We start from the raw sequence: 18,378 nt of genomic DNA, 5'->3' as shown, positions 1-18,378 counted from the left end.
TGATAGGAGGGGACTCGGGTAGCATCGCCTCCCCATGAACTGGCCCTACGAAATCCGCATCGGCTGGCGCTACACGCGCGCCGGTCGCGCCGGTCGCCGCAACGGCTTCATCTCCTTCATCTCGGGCGTGTCGATGCTGGGCATCTCGCTGGGGGTGGCGGCGCTGATCATCGTGCTGAGCGTGATGAACGGCTTCCAGAAGGAAGTGCGCGACCGCATGCTCGGCGTGATCGCGCATGTCGAGATCCACGCTGCCGACGGCCAGCCGATCGAGGACTGGCAGGCGCTGGCCCGGCGCGCCGCGCAGGATCCACAGGTCAAGGCGGCCGCGCCCTTCGTCGCCGCGCAGGCGCTGGTGGCCCGCGGCGAGGACATGCGCGGCACGATGATCCGCGGCATCTCGCCCGCCGACGAGCCGGGCGTCACGCCGCTGGCGGCCAAGCTGCGCGACGGCGAGCTGGCGACGCTGCAGCCGGGGCAGTGGAATGTGCTGATCGGCCTGCAGATGGCCCGCTCGCTGGGCGTGGCGCCGGGCGACACGATCGCGCTGGTCACGCCCGGCGGGCAGACCACGCCGGCCGGGGTGGTGCCGCGGCTCAAGCAGGTCACGGTCTCGGGCGTCTTCGAGGCCGGCCACTACGAATACGACAGCGGCCTGGTGCTGATGCACATCGACGATGCGGCGCGGCTGTTCCGCACCGGCGGTCCGCAGGGCATCCAGCTGCGCCTGGCTGACCAGCAGGCCGCGCGCGAGGTCTCGGCGCGCCTGGGCAGCCAGCTCGGCACCGCCTTCCTGGTGCGCGACTGGACCCGCACCAATGCCGCCTGGTACGACGCGGTGCAGATCGAGAAGCGCATGATGTTCATCATCCTGACGCTGATCGTGGCAGTGGCCGCCTTCAACCTGGTCTCGACCCTGGTGATGACGGTGACCGACAAGCAGTCCGACATCGCGATCCTGCGCACGCTGGGTGCGAGCCCGCGCTCGATCATGGCGATCTTCATGGTGCAGGGCGCGACCTCGGGCGTGATCGGCACGCTGGGCGGCCTGGCGCTGGGACTGGCGGTGGCCTTCAACGTCGACGTGATCGTGCCGGCGCTGGAGCGCCTGTTCAACGCCTCCTTCCTGCCGGGCAGCATCTACCTGATCTCGAGCATGCCCAGCGATCCGCAGGCGGCCGACATCGTGCCGATCGGGCTGATCTCGCTGGCGCTGGCCTTCGTGGCCACCCTGTATCCGAGCTGGCGCGCCAGCCGCGTCAACCCTGCCGAGGCGCTGCGCTATGAATGAGGCCCTTCGATCTGGCGCCGTCGATCCGGTGCTGCAGGCCACCGGCCTGGTGCGGCGCTTCCGCGAGGGCGGCGCCGGCGGCCCCGACGTCACCGTGCTGCATGGCGTCGACCTGAGCATCCACCGCGGCGAGACGGTGGCTATCATTGGTTCGTCCGGCTCGGGCAAGAGCACGCTGCTGCATCTGCTGGGCGGACTGGACGCGCCCAGCAGCGGCCGCGTCGTGCTGGCCGGGCGCGATCTCTCGACGATGGACGCGGCCGAGCAGGGCCGCTGGCGCAACCGCCACCTGGGCTTTGTCTACCAGTTCCATCACCTGCTGCCGGAGTTCAGCGCGCTCGACAACGTGGCGATGCCGCTGCTGATGCGCCGCGAGCCGCTGGCGGCGGCGCGCCGGGTCGCCGCGCAGGCGCTCGAACGCATGGGGCTGGCCGCGCGGGTCGAGCACCGGCCGGGCGAGCTCTCCGGCGGCGAGCGCCAGCGCGTGGCGATCGCACGCGCGCTGGTGAGCGATCCCTCGTGCGTGTTGGCCGACGAGCCCACCGGCAACCTCGACCGCGACACCGCCACCGCGGTGTTCGCGCAGATGCTGGCGCTGGCGCGCGATCGCGGCACGGCGTTTGTGCTGGTCACCCACGATCCGGAGCTGGCCGCGCGCTGCGACCGCACGCTGCGCATCGACAAGGGACGCATCGCCGATCCCGCAGGATCAGGGCGGGCCGCTCAGTAGTTCTTCATCGTCAGCGCGGTGCCGCTGCTCAGCGTGACGGTGGCGCGGGCGCGGGCGCCGATCGTGCCGTCGGAGGCGATCTCGTGGCAGTGCTCGGTGAGCGCGCCCACCACCATGCTGACCGAGGTGATGCGCACCGACTGCACGCACAGCATCGTCCAGCGGTCATTGTCCTCGCCGACCAGGCGCCAGCTGGAGGCCGCCTGGCCCAGGCGGGTGGCGCTGGCGCTGCAGCCGTCGTACTCCTCGTGCACGGCCTGCGGGCCGCTCTGGGTGCGCAGCGCGGCGGTCGGCAGCGCCGAGGTCGGCGTCGAGCTGATGTCGGTGCAGCGGCCGCTGCCATCGGTCGAGCCGAAGGCCAGGCCGTCGCTGTCCAGATGGATCAAGGTGCTGACCGTGTCGATCGACGCGGCGCTGACCCACAGCCGGCTGACGAGTTCGCTGCGTGCCCCGACGGCGCCGGTGCGCGCATAGGCGCCGGCCTGCTGCGGGGTGTTGGCCAGCGTGAGCGTGTAGCTGACGGTGCCGCTGGCGCCGGTCAGCGTCAGTGCGCGCGGCTGGGTCATCAGGTTGCGCAGGCCGGCGCGCACGTCGAAGCGGTCATCGTCATGTCCGCCGCCGCAGCCGGCAATCAGGGCGGTGGCGAGGCAGGCGCCCAGGGCGCGGCAGCGAGCGGGTGAGAGAAGGCGGGTCATCAGGCGAGCCAGTCCGGGGGTGAAGTGCCCGATTCTCGGTGTTGCCCTTTGTGCAGATCGCGCCCTGTTGTGGAAAAAACGGTAATGCTCCGTGTCCGAGGTCCGGAAACGACAAGGCCCCGCCGAAGCGGGGCCCTGGTCATCGGATCATCGACTCATCGAGTCATCGAATCACTTGACCAGCTTGAACACCCAGACCGAGCCGCCCTGCTCGAGGAAGCTGACCTTCTTGGCCACGTCGCCACCCCACAGCGGCACGGCGCCGCCCCAGCCCGAAGCCACGGCGATGTACTGCTCGCCCTTGTCTTCCCAGGTGACCGGGGGCGCCACGATGCCCGAGCCGGTCTGGAACTTCCAGACCACCTTGCCGGTCTTGGCGTCCGCCGCCTGCAGATAGCCTTCCGGCGTGCCCCAGAACACCAGGTTGCCGCCGGTGGTCAGCACGCCACCCCACAGCGGGGCGTTGTTGGGCACTTCCCAGACGATCTTGCCGGACTTCGGATCGACCGCGCGCAGCGCGCCGATCGGGCCGTCGCCCAGCGTCTTGATGGTGAAGCCGGCGCCCAGGTAGGCGGCACCCTTCTTGTAGGTGATCGGCTCGTTCCAGATCTCCATGCCCCACTCGTTGGCCGGCACGTAGAACAGCTTGGTCTCCGGCGAGTACGCCATCGGCATCTGGTTCTTGCCGCCCAGGAAGGACGGGGCGGTGAACACCGAGCCGCCCTTCTTGCCGTCGGCCGAGGCGGTCGGGTCGCCCGGGCGGTTCTCCGGCACGAAGTTCGGGCGGCCGGTCTTCAGGTCGATGCCAGTGGCCCAGGTGATCTTCTTGACGAAGGGGAAGGCGTTGACCAGCTTGCCGGTCTTGGCGTCGTTGACGTAGAAGAAGCCGTTGCGGTCGGCCTTGCCGCCCAGCACCTGGCCGCCGTCGTCGAAGGTCACGAACTCGTTGACGCCGTCATAGTCCCAGCCGTCGTTCGGGGTGCTCTGATAGTGCCACTTGATCTGGCCGGTCTTGACATCGATCGCGACGGTCGAGGTCGAGTACAGGTTGTCGCCCTTGCGCAGGTGGCTGTTCCACGGCGCCGGGTTGCCGGTGCCGAAGTAGGCCAGGCCGGTCTTCTTGTTGTAGCTGCCGCCCAGCCAGGTGGCCGCGCCGCCGGTCTTCCACAGATCGCCCGGCCAGGTCTTGCCGCGCTCGCCGGAAATGCCGTTCTCGATCTTGTTGCCGTCCTTGTCGAACTTGTAGCCCATGTGGCCTTCGACGGTCGGACGCACCCAGACCAGCTCGCCGGTCTTCGGGTTGCGTGCCTCGACGCGGCCGACGATGCCGAACTCGCCGCCCGACACGCCGGTCAGCAGCAGGCCTTCGGCGATCAGCGGGGCGGCCGACGACGAGTAGCCGTCGGCGTAGTTGTCGATCTTTTCCTTCCAGACGACTTCGCCGGTGTCCTGGTTCAGCGCGACGATCTGGGCGTCCAGCGTGGCGAAGATGACCAGGTTGTCATAGAGCGCGGCGCCGCGGTTGATCACGTCGCAGCAGGGCATGATGCCGTCGGGCAGGCGATGCTCGTACTTCCACAGCTTGGCGCCGGTCTTGGCGTCCAGCGCGAAGATGCGCGAGTACGAACCCGTCACGAACATCTTGCCGTTGTGGATCAGCGGCTGGCTCTGCTGGCCGCGCTGCTTCTCGCCGCCGAAGGAGAAGGACCAGGCCGGCACCAGCTTCGACACGGTGCTGGTGTTGATCTTCTTCAGCGGGGAATAGCGCTGGCCTTCCTGGCCGATGCCCCAGCTGAGCACGTCGCCGGGGGTCGCGGCGTCGTTCTCGATCATCTTGTCGGTCACGGTGGCGTGGGCGATGGACGAAAGTCCGGCGCACACCAGCAGGCTCAGAAGTTTCTTCTGCATGGTCGGTCTCCTCGGAGAGGTGGCTGTGTCACGGAACGGCGAGGGTGCCGTTCGGGAACGTTTCCCGGGCAACAAATGTGCCACTGGCAGAAGACCGGCGAACCCTGGGGAACCTACTAGCTCCAGCCCCTGTGCGGCCGGCTTTGCGGTCGCTTTTGACGCTTCTCGGGCTTCGGGAACGCTTCCCGATCCAGGGTAAATGCGGAGGGTTGTTCCAGCCTCGCACAGCCGTGTCACGGTACGCCGCGGGGCCCACCTGTGCGCCCTGCGGGTGGTTCCCGTTCAGACCAGGCCGTCGAACAGCCAGACCTCGACCTCGTCGCCGGCGGCCACCGAGCCCTGCGCGTGGCCGAGCACCACCAGCGCATTGGCCTCGCTCATGCTGCGCAGCACGCCGGCGCCCTGGGTGCCGGTCAGGCGCACCGCCCAGCGGCCGTCCGCGTCGGGCGAGACGATGCCGCGCTGGAACTCGGTGCGGCCCGGGCGCTTGCGAACCGCGGTCGTGCAGCGCGCACGCAGCACCGGCAGCGGCTGCGGCGCGGCGCCGCCCAGCGTCAGCAGCGCGTCGCGCACGAAGGCGTAGAAGGTCACCAGCGCGGCCACCGGATTGCCCGGGAGCGCGAACAGCCAGGCCGCGTCCGCCTGTTCCGCGCGGCGCAGCGGCCCGAAGGCGAAGGGTCGGCCCGGGCGCATCGCCACCTTCCAGAAGGCGATCTCGCCGCGGCGGGCCAGCAGGTCCTTGGTGAAGTCGGCGTCACCGACGCTGACGCCGCCGCTGGTCAGCACCACGTCGGCGCGGGCGATGGCCTCGTCCAGCGTGGTGGCCAGGGCCTCGGGGTCGTCGCGCACCAGCCCGAGGTCGATCACCTCGACGCCCAGGCGATCGAGCGCGCCCATCAGGCTGTAGCGGTTGCTGTCGTAGATGCAGCCGGCGTTGAGCGGCTGGCCGAGCGTGCGCAGCTCGTTGCCGGTGGAGAACAGCGCCACCCGCAGCCGGCGCACCACCGCGACCTCGGCGATGCCCAGCGAGGCGATCAGGCCCAGGTCGGCCGGGCGCAGCCGCTGGCCGGCGGCCACTGCCGGGCGCCCACGCGTCAGGTCCTCGCCGCGCAGGCGGCGGTTGTCGCCGGCGCGCAGCGTGCCCGGCGCGATGTGGATGCGGCCGTCTTCCAGCCGGCACAGCTCCTGCGGCACCACGGTGTCCAGGCCCGGCGGCATCACCGCGCCGGTCATGATGCGCACGCAGTCGCCCGGCGCGGTCGTCATCGTCGGCACGTCGCCGGCATGCACGGTGGCGGCCACCCGCAGCACCGTCTCCAGGCCGTCGACCAGCGCGCTGCCGGCGAAGGCATAGCCGTCCATCGCCGAGTTGTCATGGGCCGGCACGTCGATCGGCGAGATCACGTCCTCGGCCAGGATGCGGCCGAGCGCCTGGCGCAGCGGCAGCGTCTCGCGGCCGGTGATCGGGCGGATGGCCGCGGCGATGGCGGCACGGGCAGCGGCGACGTCGAGCGAGTCGCCGCCGGTCATCAGGGGGGAGGGGCCGAGTTCGGGCATGGGGCGGGCGGGGTCGAAACAGATCAGATCGGCCGATGATAGGCCGATGCCTGCGCGTGCTGGCTATGCAGTCGTCGACATATGGTCAGCGGCAGGCGCTGCGGCAAGAATCGCGTCCGTTCCGATGCCGCCGCCCGATGAACACCTTCTCCGACAGCCTGAGCCTGGCCTGGCGCCTGATTTCCTCGCTCGATCCTGGGCTTCTCGACATCGTCGCGCTGTCGCTGCGGGTGAGTGCGAGCGCCTGCCTGCTGGGCGCGCTGGCCGGCGGGCTGCTGGGCGCCTGGCTGGCGGTGGCGCGCTTTCCCGGGCGCGGCGCGGTGCTGGGGCTGCTCAACACGCTGCTGGCGCTGCCCTCGGTGGTGGTGGGCCTGGCGGTCTATCTGCTGCTGTCGCGCTCCGGGCCGCTGGGCGCCTTCGGCCTGCTGTTCACGCCGACCGCGATGGTGATCGCGCAGAGCATCCTGGTGGTGCCGCTGATCGCGGCGCTGACGCATCGTCTGGTCAGCGAGGGCCTGCAGGAGGGCGGCGACCAGCTCGCCTCGCTCGGCGCCGGGCCGATGCTCTCGGCCGCGCTGCTGCTGCTGCACCAGCGGGTGGCGGCGCTGACCATCGTGCTGACCGCCTTCGGCCGTGCGGTGGCCGAGGTGGGGGCGGTGATGATCGTCGGTGGCAACATCGCCGGCTCCACCCGGGTGATGACCACCGCCATCGCGCTGGAGACCAGCAAGGGCGATCTGCCGCTGGCGCTGGCGCTGGGCCTGGTGCTGCTGGGCGTGGTCGGCCTGCTGCATCTGCTGATCGCGCTGGTGCGCTGGCGCGCAGCCGAGGCGGGCGCCGGCCGCGCTACCCAGGAGGCCTGGGCATGACCACGCTGCCTCCGGCGCCGCTGCTGCTGTCGCTCGAGAGCGCGCAGGTGCGCTTCGGCGCGCAGCAGGCCCTGCAGCCGCTCGACCTGCAGATCCATCGCGGCGAGCGCATCGCGCTGGTCGGCGCCAACGGCTCGGGCAAGACGACGCTGCTGCGGCTGCTGCACGGGCTGATCGTGCCGGCAGGCGGTCGCCGCGAGCTGCACCGCCTGCCGGCCGACGAGCGGCTGCCGCGCGCGGCGATGCTGTTCCAGCGGCCCTTCCTGCTGCACCTGTCGGTCTGGCGCAACCTGATGCTGGCGCTGTGGCTCGGGCGGGTGCCGCGCGATGAGCGGCGCGCGCGCGCGCTCGACGCGCTGGCGCGGGTCGGCCTGCAGTCCTGCGCCGACCGGCCGGCGCGTGCGCTCTCGGGCGGCCAGCAGCAGCGGCTGGCGCTGGCGCGGGCCTGGGCGCTGCAGCCCGACATCCTCTTTCTTGACGAGCCCACCGCCAGCCTCGACCCCAGCGCCCGGCGCGAGGTCGAGGCGCTGATTGCCGAGTTCGCCCAGGCCGGCCTGACGCTGGTGATGAGCACGCACAACCTCGGCCAGGTCAAGCGCCTGGCCACCCGGGTGCTCTATCTCGAAGGCGGCCGCCTGGTCGCCGACCGACCGACCAGCCGTTTCTTCGAGGCCCCGCCCGACGATCCGCTGCCGCCTGAAGCCGTCCAGTTCCTCAAAGGAGAGTTGCCATGGAATACCTGAACCCGAATCCGCTGCGCCGCCGCTGGGTGGCGGCCGCGGCGCTGTGCGTCGTCGCCGTGCTGCCGATGGGTGCCGCCGCGCAGGACGCGGCCAAGTCGATCGTCATGGCCTCGACCACCTCGACCGAGCAGTCGGGCCTGTTCGCGCATCTGCTGCCGAGCTTCAAGGCGGCCAGCGGTGTCGAGGTGCGCGTCGTGGCAGTCGGCACCGGCCAGGCGCTGGACATGGCGCGCCGCGGTGACGCCGACGTCGTCTTCGTGCACGACCAGGTGGCCGAGGAGAAGTTCGTCGCCGAGGGCTTCGGCCTCAAGCGCGTGCCGGTCATGTACAACGACTTCGTGCTGGTCGGGCCGGCCGCCGATCCGGCCAAGGTCAAGGGCGCGACCATCAGCGAGGCGCTGCGCAAGGTGGCCGCCTCGGGCGCGTCCTTCATCTCGCGGGGCGACAAGAGCGGCACGCACGCGGCCGAGCTGCGCCTGTGGCGCCAGGCCGGCAGCGATCTGGCCGCGCCCGGCGCGACCAAGCCCGCCGGCTACAAGGAATGCGGCTGCGGCATGGGTCCGGCGCTGAACATGGCCGCCTCCACCGGCGCCTATGTCTTCACCGACCGCGGCACCTGGCTGAGCTTCAAGAACCGCGCCGATCTGGCCGTGCTGGTCGAGGGCGACAAGGCGCTGTTCAACCAGTACGGCGTGATGGTGGTCAATCCCGCCAAGCACCCGCATGTGAAGCAGGCGGCGGCGCAGTCCTTTGCCGACTGGGTGACGTCGCCGGCGGGTCAGGCCACGATCGCCACCTACAAGATCAACGGCGAGCAGCTTTTCTTCCCGAACGCGCCGCGCTGAGCACATCGGGCCCCGGCTGCGGGGCCTGTCTCAGTCTGGAGCATTTGCAGCTCCGTGCATAAGGTGGCCCCTGCAAAAACCGCGGGGCGCACCGGTTCCCCTGCTGTTTCTAGGGTTAGGCCTAGGTTCCTTGCGTCGGTCGATATGCAGATGATTGCATAGACATCTGCCGATCACGGAGAACCGACCATGCAGAAAAGCCTCCACCTGAACCCGGACAAGTGCACAGGGTGCCTGCAGTGCGAGATGGCCTGCTCGTACGAGAACTACGGCGTGTTCGCGCCGGCGAAGTCCCGCATCAAGGTCTTCGACTTCCACGAGACCGGCCGCAAGGTGCCCTACACCTGCACGCAGTGCGACGAGGCTTGGTGCCTGCACGCCTGCCCGGTGGAGGCCATCACCATCGACAAGACCACCGGCGCGAAGGTCGTCGCCGAGACCACCTGCGTGGGCTGCAAGGTCTGCACCATTTCCTGCCCCTTCGGCACCATCAACTACGTCCAGGAAACCGGCAAGGTCCAGAAGTGCGACCTCTGCGGCGGCGAGCCCGCCTGCGCCGAGGCCTGCCCGACCGGTGCCATCACCTTCATCGACGCGAACTGGACCGGCATCGACAAGATGAAGGCCTGGGCCGACAAGCTCGGCAACCAGGCCTCCGCCTGAGCCTGTCCCGAAACATTCGCCTCACCCGGCACTAGGAGCACACACATGTCTTGGGCAGGAAAGATCCTCCGCGTCAACCTCACGAACGGCACCGTCGCCAGCGAACCGCTGCGCATGGACTGGGCCAGGCAGTACCTGGGCTCGCGCGGCCTGGGCACCAAGTATCTGGTCGAGGAGATGGACGCCACCGTCGACCCGCTGTCGCCCGACAACAAGATGATCTGGTGCACCGGTCCGCTGACCGGCACCATGGCCTCGACTGGCGGGCGCTACACCGTCATCACCAAGGGCCCGCTGACCGGCGCCATCGCCTGCTCGAACTCGGGCGGCTACTGGGGCTCGGAGCTGAAGGCCGCCGGCTGGGACATGGTGATCGTCGAGGGCGCCTCGGCCAAGCCGGTCTACCTCTACATCAACGACGATGTCGCCGAGCTGCGCGACGCCTCCCACCTGTGGGGCAAGAGCGTCTGGGAGACCGAGGAGTCGCTGAAGAAGTCGCACCAGGATCCGCTGCTGCGCATCTCCACCATCGGCCTGGCTGGCGAAAACAAGGTGCTGTTCTCGGCCATCGTCAACGACCTGCACCGCGCGGCCGGCCGCTCGGGCGTGGGCGCGGTGATGGGCTCGAAGAACCTGAAGGCGGTCGCGGTGCGCGGCACCAAGGGCGTGGGCAACATCGCCAACCCCAAGGAGTTCATGAAGGTCACCTTCGAGAAGAAGAAGATCCTGCATGACAACGCCGTCACCGGCGCGGGCCTGCCGACCTACGGCACCCAGGTGCTGATGAGCGTCATCAACGAGATCGGCGCGCTGCCGACCCGCAACCACCGCGACGTGCAGTTCGAGGGCGCCAAGGACATCGGCGCCGAGGCGATGGCCACCCCGCGCGCGACCGACGGCAAGAAGCATCTGGTGACCAACCAGGCCTGCTTCGGCTGCACCATCGCGTGCGGTCGCATCTCCAAGATCGACAAGACGCACTTCACGGTCGAAAACAAGCCGAAGTACTGGGGCGCCTCCGGCGGCCTGGAGTACGAGGCGGCCTGGGCGCTGGGCGCGGCCAACGGCGTCAACGACCTGGAGGCGCTGCAGTACGCCAACGTGCTCTGCAACGAGCAGGGCATGGACCCGATCTCCTTCGGCGCGACCATCGGCGCGGTGATGGAGCTCTACGAGATGGGCGTGCTCACGAAGGAGCAGCTGGGCATCGACGCCAAGTTCGGCGATGCACGCGCGCTGGCCCACTTCGCCGAGATCACCGCCCGGGGCGAGGGCTTCGGTGTCGAGATCGGCCAGGGCTCGGCCCGCCTGTGCAAGAAGTACGGCCACCCCGACCTGTCGATGAGCGTCAAGGGCCAGGAATTCCCGGCCTACGACTCGCGCGGCGTGCAGGGCATGGGCCTGACCTACGCCACCTCGAACCGTGGCGCCTGCCACCTGCGCTCCTACACCATCGCCTCCGAGGTGCTGGGCATTCCGGTCAAGACCGATCCGCTGACCGCCGACGGCAAGCCGGAACTGGTCATGGCCTTCCAGGACGCGACCGCCGCCTTCGATGCCGCCGGCATCTGCATCTTCACCAGCTTCGCCTGGACGCTGGCCGACGTGCAGCCGCAGGTGGCCGCGGCCTGCGGCGAAGAGTTCACGCTCGAGAACCTGAACCAGATCGGCGAGCGCATCTGGAACATGGAGCGCGACTTCAACAACCGCGCCGGCTTCACCGCCAAGGACGACACCCTGCCCAAGCGCCTGCTCGAAGAGCCCGCGCAGACCGGTCCGGCCAAGGGCTTGGTCAACAAGCTGCCGGAAATGCTGCCCAAGTACTACGAGATCCGCGGCTGGGACACGGAAGGCCGCCTGAAGCCCGAGACGCGCGAGCGCCTGGGCCTCTGAGCACGAAGGACGCAAGACGATGAGGCACGTGATCCTGGGGGCCGGCCCGTCCGGCGTCATCGCGGCCGAGACGATCCGCAAGCACGCGCCGCATGACGAGGTCATCGTCATCGGCGACGAGCCGGAGGCGCCGTACTCGCGCATGGCGATTCCCTATCTGCTGATCGGCAAGGTCGGCGAGGAGGGCACGCACCTGCGCCACGGCGAGGGCCACTACGAGCGGCTGGGCATCTCGCTGCGGCGCGGTCGTGCGAAGCGGGTGGACGTGCAGGCGCGCAGCGTCGAGCTCGACGACGGCAGCACGCTGGCCTTCGACCGGCTGCTGATCGCCACCGGCTCGTCGCCGGCCTCGCCGCCGATTCCCGGCATTCACGGCCGCGGCGTGCATCCGTGCTGGACGCTGAAGGACGCCCGCGCGATCGCCGCGCTGGCGCGCCCGGGCGCCAAGGTCATCCAGATGGGCGCCGGCTTCATCGGCTGCATCATCATGGAGGCGCTGCAGCAGCGCGGCGTCGAGCTGACCGTGGTCGAGATGGGCGACCGCATGGTGCCGCGCATGATGGGGCCGACCGCCGGCACCATGATCCGCGACTGGTGCGAGAAGAAGGGCGTGCGGGTGTTCACCAGCACCCGCGTCGAGGCGATCGAGCGCCGCGCGCCCGACCTGATGGACCGCTTGGCCGAGGCCGGCGGCATCGCCGACCATGTGCCGGTCACGCCGATGACGGTGCGCCTGTCCAGCGGCGAGCATCTGCCCGCCGACCTGGTCATCAGCGCCACCGGCGTGCGGCCGAACATCGGCTTCCTCGAGAACTCCGGCATCACCTGCCTGGTCGGCGTGCTGACCGACGAGCGGCTGCAGACCAATGTCGAGGGCATCTACGCCGCGGGCGACTGCGCCGAGGCCTTCGACAAGGTCAGCGGCCGGACCATCGTCAGCGCGATCCAGCCCAACGCGGCCGAGCAGGCGCGCGTGGCCGCGATGAACATGATCGGCCGCGACGCCACGCTCAAGGGCGTCACGCAGATCAACGTGCTCGACACGCTGGGCATGATCTCGGCGTCCTTCGGCCAATGGGACGGCGTGCCCGGGGGCCAGCATGTCGAGCTGACCGACCGCGAGGAGGGCCGGCATCTGAGCCTGCAGTTCGACGGCGACATCCTGGTCGGCTGCAACTCGATCGGCTGGACCGAGCATGTCGGCGTGATGCGCGGCCTGGTCGAGGGCCAGGTCCGCCTGGGCGACTGGAAGGACCGCCTGCTCGAGGATCCGACGCTGCTGATGGAAGCCTATCTGGCCTGTGCGCAGGCCCAGGGCGACTTCGGGGCGGTTCGCGCCAAGGCGTGATGCAAGGCATGATGCTGGCATGAGGATCACCTTCAAGCTGTTCGCGATGCTGGCCGAGCACCTGCCGGCCGACCGCCCGCCGGGCAATGCCGTCGATCTGGAGGTGCCGGACGGCTCGACGGTGGCGGCAGTCATCGAGCGCTTCCAGCTGCCGCCCGCGCTGGTGCATCTGGTGCTGGTCAACGGCAGCTATGTCGCGGCCGACCAGCGCGCCGCACGCGTGCTGGCCGAAGGCGACGCGCTGGCGATCTGGCCGCCGATCGCCGGCGGCTGACACGCCGGCGGCCGGACGTGAACGAGGTTCCCGCCGCCTTCTCGCGCGAGCAGGGCTGCACCGAGGCCGAGTGGCTGGGCTGGCTGCCCGGCGCGGTCGACGGCCGCGCGCTGGCGCTGCAGCCCGGTCAGGCGCGCATCGAGGGCATCGGGTCCGGTGGCCTGACGATCTGCTGGCGTGCGCTCGAGCCGCGCCGCATCGCGCTGATCCGCCTGCCGCGGCTGGCGGTGGATTTCCGCTTCGACGCGGGTGTCGAGGCGCCCGATCGTCAGCGCTTCATGCGCCGCTTCGATCTCTGGATGCAGCGCGGCGGAGGCTGAGGCGCGAGGTGCGCCGCGCTTTCCGCTATCGTCGCGGCCCATGAAGACCCGCGGCATCCATCTCCAGTACACCTTCGGTCCCCCGGACCAGCGCGGCGCCGACATCGGCAACCCGCTGTTCGACCTGCTCAGCGCCGTGCACGAGTGCGGCTCGATCCAGCATGCGGCGCGCTCGCTGGGTGCATCCTATCGCCATGTCTGGGGCGCGCTGAAGCAGTGGGAGGAGGCGCTGGGCGAGCCGCTGGTCACCTGGGCCCAGGGCCAGCCGGCGCGGCTGACGCCCTTTGCCGACCGGCTGCTGTGGGCCGAACGTCAGGCCCGCACCCGGCTGACGCCGCACATCGAGGCGCTGCGCGCCGAGCTCGAGCGGGTGCTGGCCGATGCCTTCGACGGCACGCAGCAGGTGCTGACGATTCATGCCAGCCACGACATCGCGCTGGCGCGGCTGCGCGAGCTCGCCAGCCAGGACGAGCGGCTGCACATCGAGCTGAAGTTCTCCGGCAGCCTGGACGCGCTGCGCTCGCTGGCCGAGGGGCGCTGCCAGGTCGCCGGCTTTCATGTGCCGGCGCTGGGTCAGGCGGTGCCGCTGTTCTCGCAGGCGCTCAAGCCGCTGCTCAAGCCGGGCCGCCACAAGCTGATCGGCTGCACGCGCCGGATGCAGGGCCTGATGGTCGCGCCCGGCAACCCGCGCGGCGTGCACGAGCTGAGCGATCTGGCTGGCCGCGGCCTGCGCTATGTCAACCGCCAGCCGGGCTCGGCGACCCGGCTGCTGGCCGATCACCTGCTGGAGCGCGCCGGGCTGGATGCCGCCACGCTCGCCGGCTGGAACGAGGGCGCGGAGGACAGTCATCTGGCGGTGGCCGCCGCGGTGGCCTCAGGCCAGGGCGATGCGGGTCTCGGCATCGAGGCGGCGGCGCAGGCCTTCGGGCTGGATTTCGTGCCGCTGGTCGAGGAGGACTATTTCCTCGTCGGCCTGAAGGAGACGCTGGACCATCCGGCGGTGCAGCGCCTGGGCCAGGTGCTGCAGGGCCCGCGCTGGCGCGAGCAGCTCGAGCGTCTGCCCGGCTATCACGCGGCCGAGCGCATCGGCGAGGTGCTGTCGCTGACCCGCGCGCTGCCCTGGTGGCACTACCGCACGCCGCGCGCCTGAGGCCCGGCCTGACCCAGCACCTTCTGCTCGTAGACCGGGTAGAGGTGCGCGACGTTGCGCACGTACTCGGTGCGGAAGGCCGCCCACTGGCGGAACTCGTCGGGCACCGGCGCGCGCAGCACCTCGTTCATGTCCCAGCCCTGCGCGGCCCAGGCGCTGAAGCTGCGGTCGATCCACTGCAGGAAGCGCCGGGTCTGCGCGATGCCTTCGGCTGCGCGCTCGGGGCCGATCTGCACCGGGCCGTGGCTGGGTACCAGCGTGCGCAGCCCCATCGCCTGCAGCCGCTCCAGGCTGTTCAGCCAGCGCTCGACCCGGGCGTGCGGCGTCGTCGGCACCCGCTGCACGAACACCAGCCCGCCGACGAAGGCCACGCCGCTGGCCCGGTCGATCAGCACCAGATCGGAGTCGGTGTGGCCGTCCAGCTCGACCAGATCGAAGCTGCGCCCGCCCACCGTCAGCGCGCCGCGCCCGCCCGTCGGCAGCGTGATGTCGGCGTCAGGCGCCAGCGCCTCGGTGCCGCGCATCCAGTCGCCGCACAGCCGGTAGAGGTTGTTCTCGTAGGCGGACGCCTCGCGGGCGATGCTGGCGCGTGTGACCGGCGTGGCCAGGCGCGGCACGTTGGCGAAGGCCTGGTTGCCGAGAAAGTAGTCCGGATGCAGGTTCAGATGGATGACCCGCGCGATGCGCTGGCCGGTGGTGCGCTCGGCCAGCGCGCGCAGCTGCTGGCCGTGCAGCCGGCTGGTGCCGGTGTTGACGACCACCGTGCCCTCGGCGGTGGCGATCAGGCCGAGATTGATGATGTTGCAGCCGTTGGCGACCGAGAAGTCGTCGTTGGCGCCCTCGACCACCCAGACGCCGTCGGCCAGCGCGCGCGCCTGCAGGCCGTAGTCGAGCCGGGCGACGTCGACCTGCGGCGCCTCGGCGGCAGCCGGCAGCGCGAGGCCACCGGCCAGCAGCGCGGCGGCCAGCAGCGCCGCCAGCGGGGAACGCATCGGGAGTTGCCGGTCGGTCCTCATGCCTTCACTCCAGCCGCGCGTCGATGCGGTTGCCGTTGTTGTCCGTGCCGACGATGCGCAGCTGCCCGGCCGGCTTGGCGGGAAAGTCGAAGGAGAACACTGGGTTCTCGCTGACCGGCTCGAAGGTCTGCAGGCGCAGCAGCTCGCGGTCCTGCGTGTCGCGCACGCTCAGGCGGTTGACGTAGAAGGCCGGGATGCCGCCGACCAGGCCGGTGTCCATCGGGTGCATGATCTTCAGCCGCAGCCGGCTGCCGGTGGCGACTTCCTCGGTGCCGGGCACCGGCGTGGCCTCGAAGACCCGGCCGCTGACCAGGCCGAGCGTCTGCGACCAGCTGCCGTCCTTGCGGGTGCTGCCGGGCACGGTGCAGCCGCCACCGGCCGATTCGACCCAGGTGCCGCCGATGTGCCAGACGCCGTCTGCGGTGCGCACCGCCGCGCGTACCGGACTGGCCTGCTCGAGCTTGAAGCGGAAGGACACGCTGGGCAGCGCGCTGACCGGCTGGTACTCGAGCACCTTGCGGATCGGGTTGCGGTCGACCAGCACGACGATGCGCTCGATGCCGGGCAGGTCGCGCACCGACACCGTGATCGGCACGTTCATCGGATCCTCGGCGAAGGCCGGGCCCTTGACCTGCACCCGCTCGTCGAAGACGGTGCGTGCGTCGCGGCCGAGGAACTCGCGGCGCATGTCCGGCCAGGGATGCGACTGGTAGGGGTCGCCCTCGAACAGGTCGGCCACCGTGGTGCCGGCCACCGCCGACAGCGCCGCCAGCGCGATGGCCAGCACCGCCGAGGCCAGGACCGGATGACGCGAGGAGAGGAACATCTGCAAATCTCCGTTGCGGCGCCGAGGCTCAGAATCGGCGCGAATAGCGCAGCGACACCAGCGCGCTGCGCCCGGCCGCCGGCTCGAAGAAACGGCCGTTGGCGTCGTTGACGATCACGCTGCCGACGACGCGGCGGTCGGCCAGGTTGTCGATGCGCGCCAGCAGCTCCAGCGCGCCCTCGGCATCCAGCGCCCAGCGGTGGCGGTAGCGCAGGTTGAACAGCGCATGACCGGCGGCGAAGTCGCTGTTGAGGTCGTTGACCGCGGTGCGGCCGCGTGCCAGCGCCTCCAGGCCCCACTCGCCGTCGGTGCTCCAGGGGGCGGCGCCAGCCAGTTCGAAAAAGCCCGAGGCCGGCTGGGTGCCGGCGATGCGGTTGCCGGCCGGCACGGCAGCGGTGTTGGTCGCCGAGCTCAGCGTGCAGGGCACGCCGGTGCAGGTGGTGAATCCATCCTGGTAGGACGCATGCAGCAGCGACAGCGCCATCTGGGCGCGCAGGCCCGGACGGATGCGCCAGGCACCGCCCAGCTCCAGGCCCCAGCGCCGGGTGGCGCCGACATTGCGGAAGGAGGAGCGGCCGCCCGCATTGGTCGCCACGCCGATCTCGTCGTCGGTGGCGATGTGGAACACGCTGGCGTCCAGCGAGAGTGCACCTTCGCGCCACTTGGCGCCCAGCTCGATCTGGCGGCTGGTCTGCGCCTTCAGGTCGGTGTTGAAGCCGCTGGCACCGTCGGGCCGGTAGGCCAGCTCGCCCAGCGTCGGCGATTCATGGCCGAGCGCGGCGGCCGCGTGCAGCGTCCAGGTCGGGCTGGCCCGCCAGCGCAGGCCGGCCACCGGGTTGGTGTAGCGGTAGGTCAGTTCGCCCGAGTCGTCGCCATTGCTCAGGTAGCGGTCCGCCACCTGCATGCGCACCCGGCCGCTGCGCACGCCCGCGCTGGCCTGCCAGGCGTCGGCCAGGGCCCAGTCGGCCTGGGCATAGGCCTCGCGGGTGTCGGCGCGGTTGGTCTCGTCGCGGCGCAGCCGGCCCTGCACGCCCAGCACCTGGCTGGCGCCGGTGCCGGTGTAGTTCTCGTAGCCTTGGCGGTCGTCCTTCTGGCGCTCCAGGCTCAGGCCGGTGGTCAGGTCGACCCGGTCCCAGTGCCACAGCGCGCGGGCGTCGAGGCCGTCGTAATGGCGGTCGAAGTCGACCAGGCCGCCGCCGTGGCGTGCATTGGCCTGGGTGGCCGGTGCGATCGCCAGGAACTGGCTGACCCCGCGCGAGCCGGCATAGGCCGAGACCCGGGTGCTCGAGAACGCGCCCGCATCAGTGAACTGGTGGCTCCAGCTCGCGCCGGCCTGGGTCTGGCGGATGGTCTTGCGGGTGTCGTACTGGGTGGCCACCGAGGCCGTCTGTTCCGGGTCGGCCTCGAACTGGGCGCGGGTCAGGCCGAGCGGATCGTCGGCGGTCTGGTTCTGGTCGCTGAGGGCCAGGGTGATGCGGTCGCGCTCGCCCTTCCAGTTCAGCCGCAGGTTGGCCAGACGGCGCTCGGCGCCGCTCTGCGGCCGGAAGCCGTCGATCGACATGTCCGAGAGGTTGCCCGACAGATCCAGCCCGTCGCCCAGTGGCGCGGCGAAGCCGACCCGGCCCTGGCGCAGGCCGGCGCTGCCGGCGTCCAGCCCGATCTCGAACTGGCGCTCGCGCACCGGCTTCGAGAACAGCGCGATCACGCCGCCGGAGGCATTGCCGTACAGCGCCGAGAACGGCCCGCGCAGCACCTCGACGCGCTCGGCGCCGGCGAGGTCGAAATGCGCCACCTGGCCCTGGCCGTCGGGCATGGTGGCCGGAATGCCGTCGGCATACAGGCGCAGGCCGCGCACACCGAAGCCCGCGCGTGCGCCGAAGCCGCGACTGCTGATCTGCAGATCCTGGGCGTGGTTGTTGCGGTTGGCCACCACCAGGCCGGGCACGCGCGCCATCGACTCCGACAGATTGATCATCGGGCCGCTGTCGCGCAGCGCGCTTTCGCCGACCGCGCTGATCGCGTAGGGCAGATCGGCGAGGCGGCGCTCGCGGGTCGTGCCGGTGACGACCACCGGCTCCAGCTCGGCCGCGGTGGCCGCCGGTGCGGTGGCGGCCGGCTGCGCGACGACCGTGCAGGGCAGGGCGCCCAGCAGGGCCAGCATCAGCGGGGACAGCCGCGCCGGCGAGGCGAGGCGGCGAAGGGGGCTCGGGCGGATCATGAGGCGGGACAGGTCATTCTGGAATCCTGGGC

17 protein-coding genes are annotated in these 18,378 nt (G+C 70.7%); 11 read left to right on the top strand and 6 right to left on the bottom strand.

Annotated elements, in window-relative coordinates; all coding sequences use genetic code 11:
* Positions 1–34 precede the first annotated feature (34 nt).
* Together BW996_RS09030 and BW996_RS09025 are read left to right on the top strand one after the other, a co-directional pair.
* Entirely contained in the window at positions 35–1,291 is a 1,257-nt protein-coding gene (locus tag BW996_RS09030) for a lipoprotein-releasing ABC transporter permease subunit (RefSeq protein WP_037479482.1), read from the top strand.
* A complete protein-coding gene (locus BW996_RS09025) occupies positions 1,284–2,021 on the top strand; it encodes an ABC transporter ATP-binding protein (RefSeq protein WP_037479484.1) in 738 nt (245 codons plus the stop codon). Before BW996_RS09030 ends, BW996_RS09025 begins: the two co-directional genes overlap by 8 nt.
* On the opposite strand, the gene BW996_RS09020 is transcribed toward BW996_RS09025, so the two are convergent.
* The 3 genes from BW996_RS09020 to moeA form a co-directional block, all read right to left on the bottom strand.
* A complete protein-coding gene (locus BW996_RS09020; RefSeq protein WP_037479488.1) occupies positions 2,015–2,716 on the bottom strand; it encodes a hypothetical protein in 702 nt (233 codons plus the stop codon). The two genes, BW996_RS09025 and BW996_RS09020, sit on opposite strands and share 7 nt — an antisense overlap.
* A gap of 171 nt (positions 2,717–2,887) precedes the next feature.
* Positions 2,888–4,624: a PQQ-dependent methanol/ethanol family dehydrogenase gene (locus tag BW996_RS09015; RefSeq protein WP_037479491.1), complete on the bottom strand. Its 1,737-nt coding sequence runs from the start codon at positions 4,622–4,624 to the stop codon at positions 2,888–2,890.
* Between the two features lie 282 nt (positions 4,625–4,906).
* A complete protein-coding gene (gene moeA / locus BW996_RS09010) occupies positions 4,907–6,181 on the bottom strand; it encodes a molybdopterin molybdotransferase MoeA (protein ID WP_037479494.1) in 1,275 nt (424 codons plus the stop codon).
* A 137-nt stretch (positions 6,182–6,318) separates the two neighbouring features.
* Here moeA and BW996_RS09005 point away from each other — a divergent pair, with 137 nt between their 5' ends.
* From BW996_RS09005 to BW996_RS08965, 9 genes are all read left to right on the top strand, one after another.
* Complete coding sequence (locus BW996_RS09005; RefSeq protein ID WP_037479497.1) at positions 6,319–7,050, top strand: ABC transporter permease; 732 nt, start codon at positions 6,319–6,321, stop codon at positions 7,048–7,050.
* Positions 7,047–7,793: an energy-coupling factor ABC transporter ATP-binding protein gene (locus tag BW996_RS09000; RefSeq protein ID WP_037479500.1), complete on the top strand. Its 747-nt coding sequence runs from the start codon at positions 7,047–7,049 to the stop codon at positions 7,791–7,793. Before BW996_RS09005 ends, BW996_RS09000 begins: the two co-directional genes overlap by 4 nt.
* A 65-nt stretch (positions 7,794–7,858) precedes the next feature.
* Positions 7,859–8,638: an ABC transporter substrate-binding protein gene (locus BW996_RS08995; RefSeq protein ID WP_139330813.1), complete on the top strand. Its 780-nt coding sequence runs from the start codon at positions 7,859–7,861 to the stop codon at positions 8,636–8,638.
* A 189-nt stretch (positions 8,639–8,827) separates the two neighbouring features.
* Positions 8,828–9,301 carry a 4Fe-4S dicluster domain-containing protein gene (locus tag BW996_RS08990; RefSeq protein ID WP_037479503.1) on the top strand — a complete coding sequence of 158 codons (474 nt, stop codon included), beginning with the start codon at positions 8,828–8,830 and terminating at the stop codon, positions 9,299–9,301.
* Positions 9,302–9,346: 45 nt separating this feature from the next.
* On the top strand, positions 9,347–11,194 hold the full coding sequence (locus BW996_RS08985; protein ID WP_037479506.1) for an aldehyde ferredoxin oxidoreductase family protein: 1,848 nt from the start codon (positions 9,347–9,349) through the stop codon (positions 11,192–11,194).
* Between the two features lie 19 nt (positions 11,195–11,213).
* Positions 11,214–12,542 (top strand): NAD(P)/FAD-dependent oxidoreductase, encoded by a 1,329-nt coding sequence (locus BW996_RS08980; RefSeq protein ID WP_037479509.1) that lies wholly within the window; start codon positions 11,214–11,216, stop codon positions 12,540–12,542.
* Positions 12,543–12,561: 19 nt separating this feature from the next.
* A complete protein-coding gene (gene thiS / locus BW996_RS08975; RefSeq protein WP_037479512.1) occupies positions 12,562–12,816 on the top strand; it encodes a sulfur carrier protein ThiS in 255 nt (84 codons plus the stop codon).
* Positions 12,817–12,833: 17 nt separating this feature from the next.
* Positions 12,834–13,136 carry a hypothetical protein gene (locus tag BW996_RS08970; RefSeq protein WP_037479515.1) on the top strand — a complete coding sequence of 101 codons (303 nt, stop codon included), beginning with the start codon at positions 12,834–12,836 and terminating at the stop codon, positions 13,134–13,136.
* A 40-nt stretch (positions 13,137–13,176) separates the two neighbouring features.
* The gene (locus tag BW996_RS08965) at positions 13,177–14,286 is read left to right on the top strand and encodes a substrate-binding domain-containing protein (RefSeq protein ID WP_037479520.1); all 1,110 of its coding nucleotides are present in this window, start codon (positions 13,177–13,179) and stop codon (positions 14,284–14,286) included.
* Here BW996_RS08965 and BW996_RS08960 read toward each other — a convergent pair.
* The 3 genes from BW996_RS08960 to BW996_RS08950 are packed head-to-tail and all read right to left on the bottom strand — an operon-like array spanning position 14,265 to position 18,346.
* Positions 14,265–15,278: a quinoprotein relay system zinc metallohydrolase 1 gene (locus tag BW996_RS08960; RefSeq protein WP_037479524.1), complete on the bottom strand. Its 1,014-nt coding sequence runs from the start codon at positions 15,276–15,278 to the stop codon at positions 14,265–14,267. The two genes, BW996_RS08965 and BW996_RS08960, sit on opposite strands and share 22 nt — an antisense overlap.
* Positions 15,279–15,306: 28 nt before the next feature.
* Positions 15,307–16,128 (bottom strand): quinoprotein dehydrogenase-associated SoxYZ-like carrier, encoded by an 822-nt coding sequence (locus tag BW996_RS08955; protein WP_037479529.1) that lies wholly within the window; start codon positions 16,126–16,128, stop codon positions 15,307–15,309.
* Positions 16,129–16,156: 28 nt separating this feature from the next.
* Positions 16,157–18,346 carry a TonB-dependent receptor family protein gene (locus tag BW996_RS08950; protein ID WP_081837998.1) on the bottom strand — a complete coding sequence of 730 codons (2,190 nt, stop codon included), beginning with the start codon at positions 18,344–18,346 and terminating at the stop codon, positions 16,157–16,159.
* Positions 18,347–18,378: the final 32 nt, after the last annotated feature.

It is taken from the genome of Sphaerotilus natans, from assembly GCF_900156335.1.
In the GTDB taxonomy this organism is placed as follows: Bacteria; Pseudomonadota; Gammaproteobacteria; order Burkholderiales; family Burkholderiaceae_C; genus Sphaerotilus; species Sphaerotilus natans.
This window is presented reverse-complemented; position numbering and strand designations above follow the sequence as displayed.

Bases quoted from the DNA above. Each gene is read 5' to 3' on its own strand.
- BW996_RS09030 (WP_037479482.1), top strand. From the start codon at position 35: ATGAACTGGCCCTACGAAATCCGCATCGGCTGGCGCTACACGCGCGCC.
- BW996_RS09025 (WP_037479484.1), top strand. From the start codon at position 1,284: ATGAATGAGGCCCTTCGATCTGGCGCCGTCGATCCGGTGCTGCAGGCC.
- BW996_RS09020 (WP_037479488.1), bottom strand. From the start codon at position 2,716: ATGACCCGCCTTCTCTCACCCGCTCGCTGCCGCGCCCTGGGCGCCTGC.
- BW996_RS09015 (WP_037479491.1), bottom strand. From the start codon at position 4,624: ATGCAGAAGAAACTTCTGAGCCTGCTGGTGTGCGCCGGACTTTCGTCC.
- moeA (WP_037479494.1), bottom strand. From the start codon at position 6,181: ATGCCCGAACTCGGCCCCTCCCCCCTGATGACCGGCGGCGACTCGCTC.
- BW996_RS09005 (WP_037479497.1), top strand. From the start codon at position 6,319: ATGAACACCTTCTCCGACAGCCTGAGCCTGGCCTGGCGCCTGATTTCC.
- BW996_RS09000 (WP_037479500.1), top strand. From the start codon at position 7,047: ATGACCACGCTGCCTCCGGCGCCGCTGCTGCTGTCGCTCGAGAGCGCG.
- BW996_RS08995 (WP_139330813.1), top strand. From the start codon at position 7,859: ATGGGTGCCGCCGCGCAGGACGCGGCCAAGTCGATCGTCATGGCCTCG.
- BW996_RS08990 (WP_037479503.1), top strand. From the start codon at position 8,828: ATGCAGAAAAGCCTCCACCTGAACCCGGACAAGTGCACAGGGTGCCTG.
- BW996_RS08985 (WP_037479506.1), top strand. From the start codon at position 9,347: ATGTCTTGGGCAGGAAAGATCCTCCGCGTCAACCTCACGAACGGCACC.
- BW996_RS08980 (WP_037479509.1), top strand. From the start codon at position 11,214: ATGAGGCACGTGATCCTGGGGGCCGGCCCGTCCGGCGTCATCGCGGCC.
- thiS (WP_037479512.1), top strand. From the start codon at position 12,562: ATGAGGATCACCTTCAAGCTGTTCGCGATGCTGGCCGAGCACCTGCCG.
- BW996_RS08965 (WP_037479520.1), top strand. From the start codon at position 13,177: ATGAAGACCCGCGGCATCCATCTCCAGTACACCTTCGGTCCCCCGGAC.
- BW996_RS08960 (WP_037479524.1), bottom strand. From the start codon at position 15,278: ATGCGTTCCCCGCTGGCGGCGCTGCTGGCCGCCGCGCTGCTGGCCGGT.
- BW996_RS08955 (WP_037479529.1), bottom strand. From the start codon at position 16,128: ATGTTCCTCTCCTCGCGTCATCCGGTCCTGGCCTCGGCGGTGCTGGCC.
- BW996_RS08950 (WP_081837998.1), bottom strand. From the start codon at position 18,346: ATGATCCGCCCGAGCCCCCTTCGCCGCCTCGCCTCGCCGGCGCGGCTG.